We start from the raw sequence: 17,688 nt of genomic DNA on the forward strand, positions 1-17,688 counted from the left end.
GTTTAGCGCGTAAATTAAGCCACTATCATGTTTTGCCAACTCGAGCCGACTCATGCTTATTCGTCAAGCGACCCCCAGCGATTTACCGCAACTAAACCACATCGAAAACAATGCATTTAGTGGCGATAAAATCAGTTCTCGGCAGATGAAACGCTTTCTCAATTCACCTCTGGACAGCTTATTAGTGGCCGAAATAGACGGCACACTTGCAGGCTATGCTCTGGTGCTGTTTCATCGAGGCACTCGGCTAGCCAGGCTGTACTCTATTGCCGTTGCAAGCGAATTTAGAGGTCGCAACATTGCCTTCGAACTGGTCACACAATGTGAGCACACAGTAGTCGAGCGTGGTTTCATTACATTACGCCTAGAAGTGCGAAACGACAATATCGCTGCCAAAAATCTTTATTTAAAAATGGGTTATAAAGTCCTAAAAACCTTAGTGCATTATTATGACGACTTGGCTGATGGCGTGCGCATGCACAAACGCCTAGACCCACCAGGGCCAAGCAAAGTCATCAAGATGCCTTTGTATGTACAAACCACCCCATTTACCTGTGGCGCGGCCTGCTTAATGATGGCCATGAGTGCGGTAAAGCCGCAATATAATCCAAGTCGAGTTGATGAGCTGAGCATCTGGCGCGAAGCCACCACTATTTTTATGACCAGCGGCCACGGCGGTTGCAGTGTTCATGGCTTAGCCTTAGCAGCGATTAAGCGTGGCTTACAAATTGAAATGTACAGCCAATCAACCTCGGTTCCTTTTATTGATAGCGTCCGTGATAGCAATAAAAAAGCCGTCATTACGATTGTGCATGACGATTTTTGCCAACAGCTGATTTCGCAAGGTATTGAGACACACAACGCGGCACCTACACTGGTTCAAATTAAACATTGGATTGACAGCGGTTATGCCGTTTTGCTGATGATAAGTACTTATCGCTTTAATGGCGAGAAAGGCCCACATTGGGTGGTATTAAGCGGTTACAACGAGCAGTTCATGTTTATTCACGACCCATTTGTTGAAGCACAAAAAGATGCGATTAATGCAGCGTATGTACCGATTAGTCAGTCAGAGCTGGCGCAAGTGATGCAGTATGGGAAGCAGAAACAGGTGTCTTGTCTAGTGGTTAAATCATCTTTGGCTTAAGATGGTTAAGCTTTTTATGGCCTGCAACCACAACTGGCTTTGCAAACTGCGTTTGAATTGAGATCGCAAGGTTCCACCTTGATCAGGTCAAATTTACTGTCGTTCTGGTAGTGCTGTTGAACTGGAATCCAGCTTTGTTCTTATGGCCTGCGGCCACCAACGTCGTGGCGCTTCGCCCATACCAGATTAACATCGCAAGGTTCCACCCTGCACGGGCCAAAAGGGGATCAACAGCAATCCCCTCTTGGATCACCCCTGCCGTTCCGGCAACATTTTCGCTTTTTAACCAAACAACAGCAGCGAAAAAATTGCGACGGAAATTGATCTAGCGTTTAACTGCATTTATAGCCTGCTTCGGCCTTATTCGAAAATGCTAACGCTTCCGATGGGGCGTCCCTTCCCCTCGAAAGCTAGCTCGCCATCCTTGGCTAGCTCACGTAATTTTCTTCAACGACCTCAAGTCCAGAGTTGAATTTAACCATTTGAAAGCTGAGACTAACTCGTTTTTGGACAGAAATGAGTTTACCGCATATTACATATCGTTTACGTTCATTTACAATACATCGACTAATATATGCACCTTATTAAGAGACTAATTCAACTTATTGCTCTACCTAAATTAAAAATTACACTTAATATTCCTACTTATTACTGGATTTTTATCAATGATTACTACAAACAATCAAGTTATTGCCCTTTCATCAATCGCCTTATTGTTGGCTGGTTGCTCTCCAACATCCGACCTAACAATAAGCGGAAGCACTAGTGACTACAAAGGTTCAGCTAGCATTACCCAAGGTCTTGCAAAAACAGTAGAAGCAAATCTTTTTGAATGTGTAAACGGTCGAAGCCGTGTTGCAGGTATTGGTGAAATCGCTGACGCTGACGGAAAAGTATGGACAGTTCCTGCTCAAAACCATTTCACAACAGCGTCAAAAGCTGTAGACCTTTATGAAGAGTGCGCCAACATCACACCCGAAAGCATAACAAATGTGGATGAAGACTCTGTCCCTGTGGCTATTATTGATTCAGATGGTGAAGAGATCACTGGTTACATCTTTGCTGACAACTATTTTGAGTTATATATTAATGGTCAGCTCGTTGCAGTAGACACAGTACCTTTTACACCGTTTAACTCTAGTATCGTAAAGTTTAAGGTAAATAAGCCATACACTATTGCCGTAAAAGTAATTGATTGGGAAGAAAACTTAGGTTTAGGTACAGAAGATAACCGAGGCAAGGCATACCACCCAGGTGATGGTGGCTTTATCGCAAGCTTTAGTGACGGCACTGTGACGGGTTCCGATTGGCAAGCTCAGACATTTTATACTGCACCAATCTATGATTTAAGTTGCCTGAGTGAAGTTGATGGGAAGCGATTATCGGAGAACTGCACAACACAAGGCACAGATAACGGTGCAAATGCTTATGCAGCTCACTGGGAAACCCCAAGTAACTGGATGGCAAAAGATTTTGATGCAGTTTCATGGCCTCAAGCGACTGAGTACTCAGAAGATGAAATTGGTGTGAATAACAAGAAATCTTACATGAACTTTATTGAGAAATTCAGCGGTGCTGGAGCAAGCTTTATTTGGTCAACAAATGTTGTATTAGATAATGAAGTTCTACTTAGGTACGAAGTGAAATAGCGTTACCCTCTCACCCTCAAAAAGCAGTTATGTCTAAACTGAACAGATATAGCTGCTTATCTTTCTTTGTTACTTCTACAACCTATTACCCTAACAAGCTTTGGGGCGTGCGACGTGAGGTCGTATGAAGCGCTGTTCACCACTTTTGAGTGAACCATCTGTATCACCAGATGAACCTAGGAGCCTGAATAAAGTAGCGGCTCTGACAATGTAATGAAGATTGGTTATAGACCAATCGGGATCTAAATCGTGAGAGAACGATCCTCCTGATAACCACAAATTGGGTGAGTGCTAGGTAGTCAGTATGATGAACATAAGTGAATCCGCGCAAGGTGCGTTATGTGATGAAACAGCGGAAGTGGTTAATACGCTGTAGCCAAAAGGCATGAGAGTTGGAAAGAGATTGCCCCATGCTCTTTCGTGATCGTTAAGCTCTTCGCACTATAGCGGGCATCTAACCTGACATTGCGCGACATACGGAACACGGTAAGCCTATATCGCTCCCTTTGGGAAAGCTGATTTGGCCGATAGCGATGTGGGTATAGGAGGTTGGAAAAAGCAAAGGCTGCATTGTAACGATGCAGATACAGACTTGTGTCTGGTCACGAAAGTGAGCCCACTTCCGACTGGTCTCCCGTTGCAAGATAATTTGAAGAACTTTATTCAAGGAGAAACGCAAATGATGATTTCAACAGAAATTAGTGCCTCTCCTGACAGCGCTCAATGGCAGTCAATAGACTGGAAATCCGTTGAACCGCCTGTATTAAAGCTTCAGATGCGTATTGCAAAGGCAACACGAGAAGGGAAACACGGTAAAGCGAAAGCGTTGCAGTGGATACTGACTCACTCGCGTTCAGCAAAACTTCTTGCTGTTAAGCGTGTATCACAAAATAAAGGCAGTAAAACGCCTGGAATAGACGGTGTTATCTGGAATACAGATACCCGCCGCATGAAAGCAGTAAATCAATTGAGCAGGAAGGCATATCAAGCCAAACCACTCAAGCGTATCTATATCCCCAAAAAGAATGGCAAACTTAGACCTCTTGGTATCCCATGCATGATAGACAGAGCACAACAAGCGCTCCACCTTCTTGCATTAGAGCCTATATCGGAGACGCTTGCCGACCCTAACAGCTATGGATTTAGACCCAATCGTAGCACTGCTGACGCAGTCGATCAGTGCTTCAAATGCTTGGTTCAAAAGAAATCAGCGCAATGGGTTCTTGAGGGAGACATCAAATCCTGCTTCGACAAAATCGGGCATCAATGGCTAATTGATAACATCGCCATCGATAAACGTATGTTGGAACAATGGTTAAAGTCTGGTTTTATGGACAAAGGGCTGTTTTATCGTACTGATGAGGGCACGCCACAAGGAGGAGTTATATCCCCCACCTTGAAGCTAATGACTCTTGCTGGACTTGAGCAGCGCATAAAGTCTACAGCACTCAAAAAGGGTGCCAGAGCCAACTTTATTGGATACGCCGACGATTTCGTCGTCACCTGCGCTTCAAAGGAAGTGCTCGAGAACGATATCAAACCGTTGATCGCTGATTTCTTAGCGGAAAGAGGCTTAACACTCTCCGAAGAGAAAACGCATATTACCCACATCAGCAATGGTTTTGACTTCTTAGGGTTCAATCATAGGAAGTACAAAGGAAAATTACTCATTAAACCGAGTAAATCCAACACGCTGTTGTTCTTGAGTAACCTGCGCGAACTCATCAAAAAGCACGCAACCATCCCTGTTAACGACCTTATCAAACTGATAAATCCGAAACTAAGGGGGTGGGCGAATTATTATCGTCATTGTGTTGCTAAACAAGTATTCGGGTATGTTGGGCACAAACTATTCTATTCGTTATGGCACTGGGCAGTAAGGCGTCACCCAACAAAGTCTAAGACTTGGGTAGCCCTTAAATACTTCATCAACCGAAAAGGCCAATGGCAATTTCACGGTTGGCAGAAGGTCAAGGATATGGATTGCCAATTCAATCTATTCCAAATAGCCAAAGTGCCTATTGAGAGACATGTGAAAATTCGAAGTGCGGCTATACCATTCGATCCTCAATACCAAGAATACTTGGCTAGGAGAAAATCGAAAAGGCAAGCTCGTAACGCTTGGAATGAACCTGCTCTCACTGCTTTATAAGTTGCTGGGTATCAAACGATACTTTTGTGGAGGCTTGAGCCTAGTGCAGTGAAAGTTGCACGCTGGGTTCTTAGGGGGGCGGCACTTGGCAACAAGTGTCGTCTACCCGACATAAATGATTTGTATACCTTACTTTCAATAGGTGTGATTCAACTTTGAACTTGAGGACGTTGATGAAAATAGCGTGAGCATGACATGGATGTCAGGCTAGCTTTCGCGGTACAGGATGTACCATCGGAAGCGTTAGCATTTTCGAATAAGGCCGAAGAACATTAAGACGAAGTTAAAAGCTGGATCAATTTCCGTCGCGACCTTTTCGCTGTTTGAAAATGTTGCCGGTACGGCAGAGGTGATCCAAGAGGGGATTGCTGTTGATCCCCTCTTGGCCAGTGCAGGGTGGAACCTTGCGATCTTACTTCAAACGAAGTTTGAAAAAGTCTGGTGTGGGTGAAGCGCCACGACGTTGGTGACCGTAGGTCATATCTAATAAAAAAGGAGGCTTTCGCCTCCTCTCTTTATCCAACTAGCTAACACTACTTACCGTCTTCCGCTCTGCGTTTTTTAAAGTCTGAATCTTCAATCCATTTTGGCCAGTCTTTGTTGTTGGCAAGCTTTTCAATGATGTCGCTGATTAAAGCTAAGTCTTGCTCTACCCCGCCTAAATTCCAGCTGGCATCGTAGTCGTCTGCACCTTGATGGTACTTATGGGCAATGTAGTCTGGATCAGTGTCGCCTAAGCTCATGAACATTAACCCGGGGACGCCTTGTTGGGCTAAGGCAAAGTGGTCTGAACGGAACATTAAGCCATTTTGTGGACGAGGATCAGCTTTTACAGTGCGGCCTTGTGCTTTGGCGGCATCGTCTAAATAGGTTTCAAGTTCTGATACGCCTTGGCCATAACGCAGGATGTAATTAACACCTTTGCCTACATTCATGCCATCTATATTTAAAAACGATACCAGTTGTTTAGTCGGTACGGGTGGGTTGGCAGCAAAGTATTGCGCACCAATGAGTCCGGTTTCTTCTGCGGTAAATGCAGTAAACAGAATAGAGCGTTTGGGTGCTTTGTTTTGCGCTTTAAAATGACGAGCAAGCTGTAACACACCTGCCACGCCAGAGGCATTGTCGACGGCACCGTTTAAAATAACGGTTTTACCATCTTGTACGGTTTTACCTAAATGGTCCCAGTGAGCATGCATGACCAACCATTCGTCGGCTTGGCTGGTACCTGGTATCAACCCTGCTACGTTATATGATGTGGCTAATTCAATGGTATTTTTTACTACTAAATTGGCTTTGAGTTTAAGTGGTATAGACTTAAAACCCGCTTTTGCTGCGGTGAGTTTGACTTTATCAAAGTCTAGCCCTGCTGCTTGAAACACTTTTTGCGCGGTTTGATGTTGGATCCAACCCATGACGCCAATGTGTGATTGGTTTTTGTGGTCATCAACTAAAGTGTATTTAGTATTAGTGTTGCTGTTTTCAACGACGTTCCAACCGTAGGCTGCGGGTGCAGTTTCGTGGACAATAAACACCGCTTTGGCGCCCTGCCTTGCAGCTTCTTCATACTTATAAGTCCAACGGCCATAATAGGTCATGGCATTGCCTTTGAAGATGGCAGGATCTTGAGTCGCAAAGCCTGGGTCATTGACCAGCATAATCACGGTTTTGCCTTTAACGTCAATGTTGGCGTAATCATTCCATTGATATTCTGGCGCATTAATACCATAGCCAACAAACACTACATCGCTGTTATCTACATTCACTTGAGGCTGAACTTGTTCAGTACGTGCGGTGAAGTCAGTGCCGTTGTTAAACACTAAATCCCCCATACTCAGCTGCATTGTTTGATCGGCAGTAATTTTAGCCATTGGCACAGCTTGACGATAACTGTCACCAAAACCTGGAGCGAGTCCAATTGCTTTGTAGGCGTTCTCTAAATACTCAACCGTCAGTTTTTCACCGTGAGATAACGGCCCACGGCCTTCAAATTCATCACTGGCTAAGGTTTGCACATCTTGACGATAGGTTTTTTGATCAAATTGAAATGGCGTAGCGTTTACGCTTGGCAGAAGTAACACACCAAACACGGCTAATAAACGAAAGGTATTCACAGACAACATCCTCTGTTGAGTATTAAGAAAAACCATTGTAGCAACAAGATCGCCACATTGAAAAAAGGATTAGAGTAAACATTATTATTCGTAAAAGTTGGAAATAAAACTCTGCTCTGTTTCACATAATAATATTGAGTTAATTTTGCCTATATCAAAAATAAGTTGACATAATATGTCTTGGCAAACATAGTGAGACATATTATGTCAAAGGCTGTATATCAAAGATAATATGTCTCTGGGTAAGTTTGATATGGAATATGCGTACCGTTGTTATTTCGCACTACTCACTCTATCTCTTAACGCTAATTAATGTGAAAAGGAAAATACATGAAATTTATTATGGTGGCTTTAATCAGCTTTACACTTGGTGCTGTAGGTGCAGGTTTTGTTGCATTGAAGTTTTTCGCTTATGGCGGGCAAAGTGTTGCCGCGGCAGAGATCCAAATGTCGACAACGACATTACAATTGATTGAGTCAAACAAAATAGACTTAGCGGTTAAAAAACTTTGCTCTGTATTACCGATAGCATTAAAAAATAAAACAGAAATGGATGCTTCATTTTTTGCAACTGAATTTAATTACGGTCAAACAGGATCTGGAGAACATATTGAAAGTCAGGCGGAGAAATTGCTCCAGCCAGAAAGGATCTGTCAAGCCGTCAATTAACAGGAAAGCTAAACATCTGTGGCCTAACTGAAACAATTTAATACTACCTATTTTAGATAGTAACTTAGTGCAGTGTTAGGCTTTACTGCTATGCCTTCATCACCCTAAACCTAACGCTTTTATCGCATATAGCAGTGAAGCTTTCTAGCACTTAGTCATGGGCATTATCGGCTGTAGCTTGTTATCGCTTTAAGCTGTTTTTATCACTTGTTACCATTTTGACAGACTGTTACCGCTTTTGCCTGTTTCTATCGCTTGTTATCGTCTTAACCTGCTGTTATCACTCTTCATCGTGCGTCAAAAAGCGGTATACAAATCCCTTGCTCACCCGTTTGGGCAAGGTAGCGTTTGTCGACCCATAAACCAACGGCGGCGACTAAGGTGTCACCATAAAAAACTAACGGGATTTGTGGTCTACGCCATGGCGGGATATTGCATTCTTGCCACAGTTTCTTTAATTCGCGCGGTTTTTGCCGTTGTGATGTGGCAAATTGTGGCTGACATTTAATTGAACCTGCCGCGCCAAAGCGTATGCTCACGGCGGTATTATTGGGTAAAGCAAGTAGCGGCGTATTGTCCGCAGCAATTTGCAGACCCAGCGGGTATTGCTTGTGAGCAACGCGGCACACTATCTGTTGCAGCTCGCCTTTAAGCAGTTGCTCAAATGGTTGTTGCACTGTACTTGCATCAATAACCTCTAACTCTTTATGACTAACCACATAAGCGATGCCAGCAAAACGTTTAACCTGATAATCGCCCCACTGAATCGACATATTCGCGTCGTCTTTAGCCGCTAACAGTTGTGACAGGATCTGCTGTAATTGCGCTTGCGAAGGTAAACTAACGCCACAATGAATTAAATAACCGCGAAACAGTAATGCTTGCCAAGCGGCACTCAATTGACCAAACCCGGTGAGTTTAAACCCGGTTGATTCGGTCATTAATGCATTTGTATCGCCGGGCACTATTAACCACTCGGGTAAGCGATGACTCACTTCGTCGTCAATAACCTGTTGTTGCTCGGCACATAATGCGGCGCTACGCCCTGCGGTAATCGCAATACTTGGCCAGCGCTGTTTTAATCTTGGAATGATATCGAGGCGTAAAAAATTTCTATCAAAGCTGTCGTCTTGGTTACTTTCATCTTCGATATGGGATAGTTGTTTTTGCGCCGCAAATTGCTCAATTTGATCGCGACTGATATCTAATAATGGTCTAACTAACCAAGCTTGTTTGTAAGCTTGTACCGCCCCCATTGCCGCTAAGCCTTTTGGGCCTTGGCCACGTTTTAACGCGAGTAATAAGGTTTCAAGTTGATCATCTTGATGATGTGCGGTCAATAAAATATCACCGGGATTAAGATAACGGTCAAATGCTTGGTAACGAGCATCACGGGCTTGCGCCTCTAAACTCTGCCGAGGACCCTTTTCAACCTTAACTCGTTCAATCTGCACTGGAAGCTGATAATGATTAGCTCGAGTGATACAGTGCTGTACCCAAGTGTTAGCATTGACACTAAGTCCATGATGAACATGAATAAGTAGGCAAGCAATATGCGGATGCTTGTGTGCCAAGGCACTTAATCCACATGCGAGCACTTCTGAGTCAACGCCGCCACTGTAAGCCAGTACTAACTTAGGCGATGATTCACCTTTAACTACATTCATTTGATAAAGGGGTAATATCGCTTGTTCGAGCAAACTTAGCAGTTGTGGTGCACTTATTTGCTCTGATAACAAAGACTTTTCAATCATGATGCGCGCCTAATTAAACACAATTTTGACGTTAGTTGAACCAAGCATGCTTTCGAGGGCTAACATTAACTCATCACTAGGATTAACTCGCCACTCTTCACCTAACACGATTTTGCCGCTGGCTTGTTGTTTGGTGTAGTTAATCACCACAGGCACAGCGCCCTTACGCCACGGTGTTAATGTTTGCTCAAAGGTTTGTAACCACTCTGGCGTGACATCATCGCCATGAACATTGATTTCAACCGCTTTGGCAAAGTGACTGCGCGCTTCGCCAATTTCAATGATATTACGGGCGTTCATGCGATTGCCGCCAGAGAAATCATCAAAGCTGACATCACCTTCACAAATAAGAATGCGATCTTTTTCAAGCATATGACCAAACTTCTCAAACGGCTCGGTAAATAGCATGACTTCTAAACGGGCACTTTTATCATCTAATGTGACTAAGCCCATTTTAGAGCCACGCTTAGTGATCATCACCCGTGTTGCCACCACTAGACCAGCTGCTTTTACGGTTTTACCGCGCTCGGTTGGGTGAATGTCTTTTAAGCGGCCATTAGTGTATTGCTTAAGTTCTTTTAAATACTGATTAATAGGGTGACCAGTAAGGTAAAGTCCTAATGTTTCGCGCTCACCTTCCAACCAGATTTTGTCTGGCCACGGAGTACAATGGACAAAGTTTTGCTTACTGTCTTCAGGTTCACTATTGAGTAAACCAAACATGTCATTTTGACCAGTCGCTTCTGCTTTAGCATGTTGCGCCGCAGCACTAATCGCTTGAGGCAAGGTCGCCATCATTGATGCTCGATGCGGGCCTAATGTGTCTAAGGCGCCTGCAAGGATAAGCTTTTCAATTACTCGCTTATTGAGTTTTTTCAAATCAATTCGAGCACAAAAATCGAACAGATCGGTAAACGGTCCATTTTTACGGGCTGTTAAAATAGAATCTACCGGGCCTTCACCGACGCCTTTAATCGCGCCGATACCATAAACAATATTAAGGTCGTCATCGACAGTAAACTTAAATAAGCCTTTGTTGACATCGGGCGGAATTAGCGGCAAGCCCATGCGTTCACATTCGTCAACCAAGGTGACGATTTTGTCGGTGTTGTCCATGTCGGCAGACATTACCGCGGCCATAAATTGCGATGGGAAATGGGTTTTTAACCACAAGGTTTGATACGACACCAGTGCATAAGCGGCAGAATGCGATTTGTTAAAACCGTAACCGGCGAACTTTTCCACTAAGTCGAAGATCTTCATCGACAAGTCGCCGTCGACGCCGTTATTAATCGCCCCTTCTTTAAACGTGCCGCGCTGCTTGGCCATTTCTTCAGGTTTTTTCTTACCCATTGCACGACGGAGCATATCCGCACCGCCGAGGGTGTAACCCGACAATACCTGAGCAATCTGCATCACCTGCTCTTGGTACAAAATAATGCCGTAGGTCGGTGACAATAACTCTCTTAGTGACTCATGCTGATATTCAGCATCTGGATATGACACTTCCTCACGGCCGTGCTTACGTTCAATAAAGTTGTCAACCATGCCTGACTGCAAAGGACCTGGGCGGAAAAGTGCCACGAGTGCAATCATGTCTTCAAAACAGTCGGGCTGCAGACGTTTAATCAGGTCTTTCATACCGCGAGATTCCAGCTGGAATACCGCGGTTGTTTCGTAGCGTTGCAGTAATCTAAAACAGGCAGGATCGGCAAGCGGAATGGCTTCGATACTAACGGGTTCTTTACCTTCTTTAATCAGGCGCGGATTAATCATCTGCAATGCCCAATCAATAATGGTTAAGGTACGTAAGCCCAAGAAATCGAACTTAACCAGACCAGCAGTTTCAACGTCATTTTTATCAAATTGTGTTACTGGGTTTAAGCCTTCGGCATCGCAATATAGCGGTGCAAAATCGGTAATTCGAGTCGGTGCGATAACCACACCACCGGCATGCTTACCCGCGTTACGTGTTACGCCTTCTAAGCGGCGACACATATCGATAAGCTCTTTAACGTCTTCATCGCCGTCATAGGCTTCAGGAAGCGCGGGTTCAACTTCAAAGGCTTTCGCCAATGTCATCCCTGGTTCTGCGGGGATTAATTTAGTTAACCGTTCAACAAAGCCGTAAGGATGACCTAATACGCGGCCTACATCGCGCACAACGGCTTTGGCCGCCATAGTACCAAAGGTAATAATCTGTGATACCGCTTCTCGGCCGTATAACTCGGCAACGTGATCAATGACTTCGTCGCGTCGGTCCATACAAAAGTCGACGTCGAAATCGGGCATGGATACACGTTCAGGGTTCAAGAATCGTTCGAACAGTAAATCGTATTCTAGTGGATCTAAGTCGGTAATTTTAAGCGCGTATGCGACTAATGAACCCGCACCCGAACCACGGCCGGGACCAACTGGAATGCCGTTGTCTTTGCCCCACTGAATAAACTCCATGACGATAAGGAAGTAACCAGGGAAACCCATCTGGTTAATGACTTTCAGTTCAATCTCGAGGCGTTCGTCATATTCGACACGTTTTTCGGCGCGAACTTGTGGATCTGGAAATAAAAATTCGAGACGTTCTTCTAAGCCTTTAACGGACACATTAACCAAGAAATCTTCAATGGATAAGTCGCCAGTAGGGAAATTAGGCAAAAAGTATTCATTTAGGCGAATGGTGACATTACAGCGTTTCGCGATTTCAACACTGTTTTGAATTGCCGACGGAATATCGGCAAACAATGCGATCATTTCATCTTCGGTGCGCAGGTATTGTTGATCGCTGTATGTTTTAGGGCGACGAGGATCGACTAAGGTAAAACCATCATGAATTGCCACCCGGATTTCATGTGCTTCAAAGTCATCTTGCTTTAAAAACACCACTTGGTTAGTGGCAACTACAGGTAAACCTTTGGTTGATGCTAGCTCAACCGCCATGTGTAAATAGCGTTCTTCATGGGCACGACCAGTGCGGATAAGCTCGAGGTAATAGCGATCTTCAAAGTGTTGTTGATAAAAGGCAATCAGCGACTCTACTTGGTTTTGATTACCTTTTAATAATGCCTTACCGACATCGCCATCTTTGGCACCTGAGATAATGATCAAGCCACTGTTATATTTGACTAACCAATCTTGGTCGATCACCACTCGGTTATCGACATGACCACGAAGATAAGCTTCACTGATCAACTGAGTCAGATTTTGGTAACCTTCATTGTTCATCGCAATAATGGTTAAGGCGCAAAATTCTTTTTCAAAACCAGGTGTTTGCACCCAAAAATCTGCGCCAATGATCGGTTTTATCCCCGCACCATTACAAGCACCATAAAACTTAACCAAACCACAAAAGTTGTTTTGATCAGTTAACGCTATTGCTGCCATCCCCTGATTCTCAGCAGCAGCAATAATAGGTTTAACTTTAGCAACGCCATCTGACATTGAATAATCACTGTGGACGCGCAAATGAACAAAACGAGGATCGGACATAGAATATTTTTTCTTCGAAAAAGATGAATGAAACAACACGAAAATGCGGGATTTAGACTACCAAACTACGCGATGTTATCCAACGATAAACTCGCTTAATTTGGCTATTATCAAAATGTATCCTGAAGCAATATACGCTCCGCAACAGGTTTAAAACTTCTACGATGCTCAGGCAACACACCATACAAGGCTAGCGCTTCAAAGTGCGCTTTGGTTGGGTACCCTTTATGCTTAGCAAAGCCATACTGCGGGTGCAGATTGTCTAACGCGTCCATCTCGGCATCACGAGTGACTTTGGCAATAATGGATGCCGCACTAATAGCAGCCACTAAGCCGTCGCCTTTAATTATCGCATGACTGGCAATACCAAAATCCGGTACCCGATTACCATCAACCAGCACTCGTTCTGGTAAAATGGATAACCCGGCTACTGCGCGCTGCATGGCCAACATGGTGGCATGCAAAATATTCAGCTCATCGATTTCAGCAGGGCTGGCACGGCCAATACTGACACTTAGCGCATTATCCATAATCTGTTGATATAAGGAATTACGACGTTTCTCGCTAAGCTTCTTAGAATCATTAAGGCCAACAATCGGTTTATTTGGGTCTAATATCACCGCGGCAGTGACCACATCGCCAACCAATGGACCACGTCCGACTTCGTCAACACCAGCAACAAGCCCTTGTGAAATAATGGCTACTTGTTCAGGGGTAATATCTTTTATCACAACCGATAATGTCGACATATTAGCTTATCCTAGTCAGGTTACGGCGCTGGTAATAATGCTACTACAGCATCTGCAGCTCGCTCGCTGGCATTACACTTTAGCAATTGATGTAATTCTTCAAAGCGGGTATTTAGCGGTGCAAAATCTTGATTAAGCTGGTTGATTATCGCATCGGCAATTAACTGTGGTTGGCAATTAGCTTGCATCAGTTCTGGCACGATGGTGTCGTTTGCGAGTAAATTAGGCAACGAATAATTTTTGATTTTCATCATTTTAATCGCGATGGCGTATGTAATTGGGCTAACCCGATACGACACAACCATAGGACGTTTAACCAGCATGGCCTCTAATGTCGCGGTGCCAGATGCTAATAAAATACAATCTGCAGCAGCCATGACTTCGCGAGATTGACCTTCAACAATAGTGACTTCTAGATCGGGAGCAAACTCCTCCAGTGCAGCAAGAAACTGTTGTCGACGAGCATCATTAACCACTGGGGTGACAAATTTGATGTCTGGAAAGGTTTGCTTAACTAACTGAGCAGCTTTTATAAATGGTTCAGCTAATTGCTTTAGCTCTCCGCCTCTGGACCCTGGCAATACTGCCAAGTATTCAGCATTAGGATCTAATCCTAATAACTGCCGAGCAGCCAGCTTATCACTGTGCATCGGAATATCGTCCGCAAGTGTGTGCCCCACAAAGGTACAAGGTACTTGATGTTGGTCGTAAAACGCTTTCTCAAACGGCAATAACGACAACACCATATTAGTGGCTTTAGCAATTTTAAATATACGTTTTGGACGCCAAGCCCATACTGACGGGCTGACATAATGGACTGTTTTAATCCCTTTGGCTTTTAATTTAAGCTCTACGCCAATATTAAAATCGGGCGCATCAATACCAATAAAACAGTCTGGCGCTAATTCAGTAATTTGTTTCACGAGACTTGAACGAATATGAAGCAGTCTAGGTAAATGTGATAACACTTCGACTAAGCCCATGATCGACAGTTCTTCCATTGGGAATAAACTCTCAAACCCTAGAGCTTGCATTCGAGGGCCACCAATGCCAATAAAGCGTGCATCAGGGTAGCGTTTTTTGAGTGAATTAACTAAACCGGCACCTAAAATATCGCCGGAGATTTCTCCGGCGACAATGGCGAATACTTTTGAAGGAGAGTTGGTCATCGTTTCCGTCTATCGAATAATGCCACGAGCAGAGTGGTTGATAAATTCCATAAATGCTTTCACATTGATGTCTTTTTCAGCGGCCTCGATTAATTCAGCGTTAGCTTCTTCAATGGTTAAACTCTTACGGAAAACCGCTTTATACGCACTCAAGATTGCTCGTTGGTTTTCTTTGGTAAAACCACGGCGTTTTAAGCCTTCTAAGTTTAATCCACGCGGTACTGCAGGAGAACCAGCAGCCATCACAAATGGGGGAACATCTTGCAAAATAAGTGAAGCACCCGCGGTAAAGGCATGCGCGCCAATGTGTACAAACTGATGCACACCAGTCATGCCGCCCAAAATAACCCAATCGCCAACATGTACATGACCCGCAATTGAAGCATTATTGGCCATAATAACGTTATCACCGACAAAACAGTCGTGGGCAATATGAACATACGCCATAAACAGACAGTTAGAACCGATGCGAGTTTCACCTTTATCTTGGGTCGTACCACGGTGAATGGTAACCGACTCACGAATGATGTTATTGTCGCCGATAATTAAGCGAGTTTGTTCGCCTGCGTACTTTTTATCTTGACACTCTTCACCAACTGAAGAGAATTGAAAAATACGATTACCTTTACCGATAACCGTTGGACCTTTAACCACAACATGAGAACTTATCCATGTGTCGTCGCCGATTTCAACGTTTTCACCAATGTAGGTCCAAGGACCAATAGTGACGTTATTACCAATTTTGGCTGTTGGGTGAACAAACGCTAATTTATCTATCACTTCTTAATCTCTCTACGTGCACACATGATTTCAGCAGAACAAACCAGTTCACCATCAACCAAGGCTTCACCAACAAACACACCAATACCGCGACGCTCTTTAATCATTTTAACGTGAAAATGTATTTGGTCGCCTGGCTCAACAACACGTTTGAAACGCGCTTTATCAATACCAGCAAAATAATACAGTACCTCTGGAGACGGCTCTGTACTCATGGTTTTAAATGCAAGTAAACCCGTTGCTTGTGCCATGGCTTCTAAAATGAGCACGCCAGGCATAACAGGCTGTATCGGAAAATGTCCCTGAAAAAAAGGCTCATTAATGGTGACATTTTTAATCGCATGTAAGTGCTCACCTACAGTAAAGTCCAATACACGATCGATCAACAAAAATGGATATCTATGAGGTAGATATTTAAGTATCTCTTTAATATCCATGGTGTTTAATTGGTTTGACACACTACATTCCTTAAATAAGGCAGAATTACAATTATTCTGTGCCCTTAGCACTTTTCTCGAGGGTTTTCACTCGGCTAAATAATTCATCTAATTGACGGAAACGAACAGTGTTTCGACGCCATAATTTATTTTCCATTGCGATGGTAGCAGACGAATACACACCTTTTTCACGGATAATGCTGGTCACGTTTGTTCCGCCTGATATGTGTACACCATCAGCGACACTCAGGTGTCCAGCAACAGCACTACCGCCACCGAGGATACAATATTTACCAATGGTAGAACTGCCGGCAATAATAGAGCCGCCAGCCATTGCAGTATTTTGGCCGATAATGACATTATGAGCAATTTGAACTTGGTTGTCGATAATCACGCCATCGTGGATCTCGGTATGCGACAACGCACCACGGTCAATGGAAGTACATGCGCCAATTTCGACATGATTGCCAATCCGAACGCCGCCGGTTTGTGGAATTTTAATCCAGTTACCGCGCTCATTGGCATAACCAAAACCATCAGAGCCAATAACAGTCCCTGAATGGACGATGCAATGATGGCCAATATGGACATTATGATAAACGCTCACGTTCGCCCAAAGACGCGTGTTTGAACCAATAATACTGGTTTCACCCACCACACAACCTGGACCAATCTGAACATTTTCACCCAAAATAACATTGGCACCTATCACTGCATTTGCACCAATAGCCACACCGTCACCTAAAATGGCTGATGCATCTATTTGAGCCGAAGGATGAATACCAGGCGTTTCTTTTGGGGTGGTATCAAGTAATTGCGCTACTCGAGCAAACCCTACGTAAGGATCACTAACAATCAGGGCGTTACCATGATAACCACTTGCTTCTTTTTCGCTCAGCAATACCGCACTAGCTTGAGTTGCCTCAAGCTGAGCACGGTACTTACTATTGGCTAAAAAAGAGAGTTGGCCTTTAGTTGCACTTTCAAGGGTAGCGACACTGGTTATTTCCAGCGTGGCGTCGCCTTTAATCGTTGCCCCTAATAGTTGGCTAAGCTCTTTTAAAGTCACTTTTTGCATACTTATTATTTGCCTTTGCTTAAGGCTTCTACCACTTTGCTGCTGATGTCAGCTTCTGGCTTAACAAAAATAACTGCGCCACGTTGTAGCACCATGTCGTATTTTTCTTTACCAGCGATGGTATTAATCGCTTTTTGAACTTGAACTAATAGTTTGTTTTGCTCTTCACCTTGACGACGACGCATGTCTTCATCTAATGCTTTGCCTTTCAACTGGAATTCAGACTTTAATGATTCCATTTTACGTACTAATTCAGTCTTTTGTGAATCGCTCATTAAGGCGCCGTCACGTTGTTGTTTCTCAACCAAAGAACGCATTTCTTCTTGCATTTTTTGGACTTCAGCAACACGGTCACCAAACTCAGCTTTTAATGATTTAGAAATTTGTTCGCGCTGTGGCAACTGCTCGAACACTTCACCCATATCAACCACAGCGAGTTTTTCCGCTTGGGCTAGCATAGGGGTAGCAAACAATGCCAATGTAATTAATGCGCGATTTACCATC

General features: G+C 44.0%; 13 protein-coding genes. 4 read left to right on the forward strand and 9 right to left on the reverse strand.

Going from position 1 to position 17,688, the window contains the following annotated elements:
- The first annotated feature begins 52 nt into the window (after window positions 1–52).
- From AAEY98_RS09970 to ltrA, 3 genes are all read left to right on the forward strand, one after another.
- Complete coding sequence (locus AAEY98_RS09970) at window positions 53–1,147, forward strand: peptidase C39 family protein (RefSeq protein WP_351016686.1); 1,095 nt, start codon at window positions 53–55, stop codon at window positions 1,145–1,147.
- Between the two features lie 665 nt (window positions 1,148–1,812).
- Window positions 1,813–2,796: a hypothetical protein gene (locus AAEY98_RS09975; protein WP_351016689.1), complete on the forward strand. Its 984-nt coding sequence runs from the start codon at window positions 1,813–1,815 to the stop codon at window positions 2,794–2,796.
- A gap of 679 nt (window positions 2,797–3,475) precedes the next feature.
- Window positions 3,476–4,948, forward strand: coding sequence for a group II intron reverse transcriptase/maturase (gene ltrA / locus AAEY98_RS09980; RefSeq protein WP_351016749.1), 1,473 nt, complete (start codon window positions 3,476–3,478; stop codon window positions 4,946–4,948).
- Between the two features lie 533 nt (window positions 4,949–5,481).
- On the opposite strand, the gene AAEY98_RS09985 is transcribed toward ltrA, so the two are convergent.
- Window positions 5,482–7,071, reverse strand: a complete 1,590-nt coding sequence (locus AAEY98_RS09985; protein WP_351016752.1) for a M28 family metallopeptidase — start codon at window positions 7,069–7,071, stop codon at window positions 5,482–5,484.
- A gap of 321 nt (window positions 7,072–7,392) precedes the next feature.
- Here AAEY98_RS09985 and AAEY98_RS09990 point away from each other — a divergent pair, with 321 nt between their 5' ends.
- Complete coding sequence (locus AAEY98_RS09990) at window positions 7,393–7,731, forward strand: hypothetical protein (protein ID WP_351016692.1); 339 nt, start codon at window positions 7,393–7,395, stop codon at window positions 7,729–7,731.
- A gap of 287 nt (window positions 7,732–8,018) precedes the next feature.
- Here the strand turns inward: AAEY98_RS09990 and tilS are convergent, their stop codons facing one another.
- The 8 genes from tilS to AAEY98_RS10030 form a co-directional block, all read right to left on the reverse strand.
- Window positions 8,019–9,485 (reverse strand): tRNA lysidine(34) synthetase TilS, encoded by a 1,467-nt coding sequence (tilS, locus tag AAEY98_RS09995; protein WP_351016695.1) that lies wholly within the window; start codon window positions 9,483–9,485, stop codon window positions 8,019–8,021.
- 9 nt (window positions 9,486–9,494) lie between these two features.
- On the reverse strand, window positions 9,495–12,971 hold the full coding sequence (dnaE, locus tag AAEY98_RS10000; RefSeq protein ID WP_335691347.1) for a DNA polymerase III subunit alpha: 3,477 nt from the start codon (window positions 12,969–12,971) through the stop codon (window positions 9,495–9,497).
- Between the two features lie 110 nt (window positions 12,972–13,081).
- Window positions 13,082–13,720 (reverse strand): ribonuclease HII, encoded by a 639-nt coding sequence (gene rnhB / locus AAEY98_RS10005; protein ID WP_162023505.1) that lies wholly within the window; start codon window positions 13,718–13,720, stop codon window positions 13,082–13,084.
- A 20-nt stretch (window positions 13,721–13,740) separates the two neighbouring features.
- A complete protein-coding gene (lpxB, locus tag AAEY98_RS10010; RefSeq protein WP_101086638.1) occupies window positions 13,741–14,889 on the reverse strand; it encodes a lipid-A-disaccharide synthase in 1,149 nt (382 codons plus the stop codon).
- A 9-nt stretch (window positions 14,890–14,898) separates the two neighbouring features.
- Window positions 14,899–15,669 carry an acyl-ACP--UDP-N-acetylglucosamine O-acyltransferase gene (lpxA, locus tag AAEY98_RS10015; protein ID WP_101086637.1) on the reverse strand — a complete coding sequence of 257 codons (771 nt, stop codon included), beginning with the start codon at window positions 15,667–15,669 and terminating at the stop codon, window positions 14,899–14,901.
- Complete coding sequence (fabZ, locus tag AAEY98_RS10020) at window positions 15,666–16,127, reverse strand: 3-hydroxyacyl-ACP dehydratase FabZ (RefSeq protein WP_011636755.1); 462 nt, start codon at window positions 16,125–16,127, stop codon at window positions 15,666–15,668. Before fabZ ends, lpxA begins: the two co-directional genes overlap by 4 nt.
- 31 nt (window positions 16,128–16,158) lie before the next feature.
- Window positions 16,159–17,184 carry a UDP-3-O-(3-hydroxymyristoyl)glucosamine N-acyltransferase gene (gene lpxD, locus AAEY98_RS10025; RefSeq protein WP_162023506.1) on the reverse strand — a complete coding sequence of 342 codons (1,026 nt, stop codon included), beginning with the start codon at window positions 17,182–17,184 and terminating at the stop codon, window positions 16,159–16,161.
- Between the two features lie 5 nt (window positions 17,185–17,189).
- Window positions 17,190–17,687, reverse strand: coding sequence for an OmpH/Skp family outer membrane protein (locus AAEY98_RS10030; protein ID WP_011636753.1), 498 nt, complete (start codon window positions 17,685–17,687; stop codon window positions 17,190–17,192).
- Window position 17,688 lies beyond the last annotated feature (1 nt).

It is taken from the genome of Shewanella sp. AC91-MNA-CIBAN-0169, from assembly GCF_040310165.1.
Taxonomy (GTDB): Bacteria; Pseudomonadota; Gammaproteobacteria; order Enterobacterales; family Shewanellaceae; genus Shewanella.

Bases quoted from the DNA above. Each gene is read 5' to 3' on its own strand.
- dnaE (WP_335691347.1), bottom strand. From the start codon at position 12,971: ATGTCCGATCCTCGTTTTGTTCATTTGCGCGTCCACAGTGATTATTCA.
- AAEY98_RS09970 (WP_351016686.1), top strand. From the start codon at position 53: ATGCTTATTCGTCAAGCGACCCCCAGCGATTTACCGCAACTAAACCAC.
- lpxD (WP_162023506.1), bottom strand. From the start codon at position 17,184: ATGCAAAAAGTGACTTTAAAAGAGCTTAGCCAACTATTAGGGGCAACG.
- ltrA (WP_351016749.1), top strand. From the start codon at position 3,476: ATGATGATTTCAACAGAAATTAGTGCCTCTCCTGACAGCGCTCAATGG.
- AAEY98_RS09975 (WP_351016689.1), top strand. From the start codon at position 1,813: ATGATTACTACAAACAATCAAGTTATTGCCCTTTCATCAATCGCCTTA.
- tilS (WP_351016695.1), bottom strand. From the start codon at position 9,485: ATGATTGAAAAGTCTTTGTTATCAGAGCAAATAAGTGCACCACAACTG.
- AAEY98_RS09985 (WP_351016752.1), bottom strand. From the start codon at position 7,071: ATGTTGTCTGTGAATACCTTTCGTTTATTAGCCGTGTTTGGTGTGTTA.
- AAEY98_RS09990 (WP_351016692.1), top strand. From the start codon at position 7,393: ATGAAATTTATTATGGTGGCTTTAATCAGCTTTACACTTGGTGCTGTA.
- AAEY98_RS10030 (WP_011636753.1), bottom strand. From the start codon at position 17,687: ATGGTAAATCGCGCATTAATTACATTGGCATTGTTTGCTACCCCTATG.
- rnhB (WP_162023505.1), bottom strand. From the start codon at position 13,720: ATGTCGACATTATCGGTTGTGATAAAAGATATTACCCCTGAACAAGTA.
- lpxB (WP_101086638.1), bottom strand. From the start codon at position 14,889: ATGACCAACTCTCCTTCAAAAGTATTCGCCATTGTCGCCGGAGAAATC.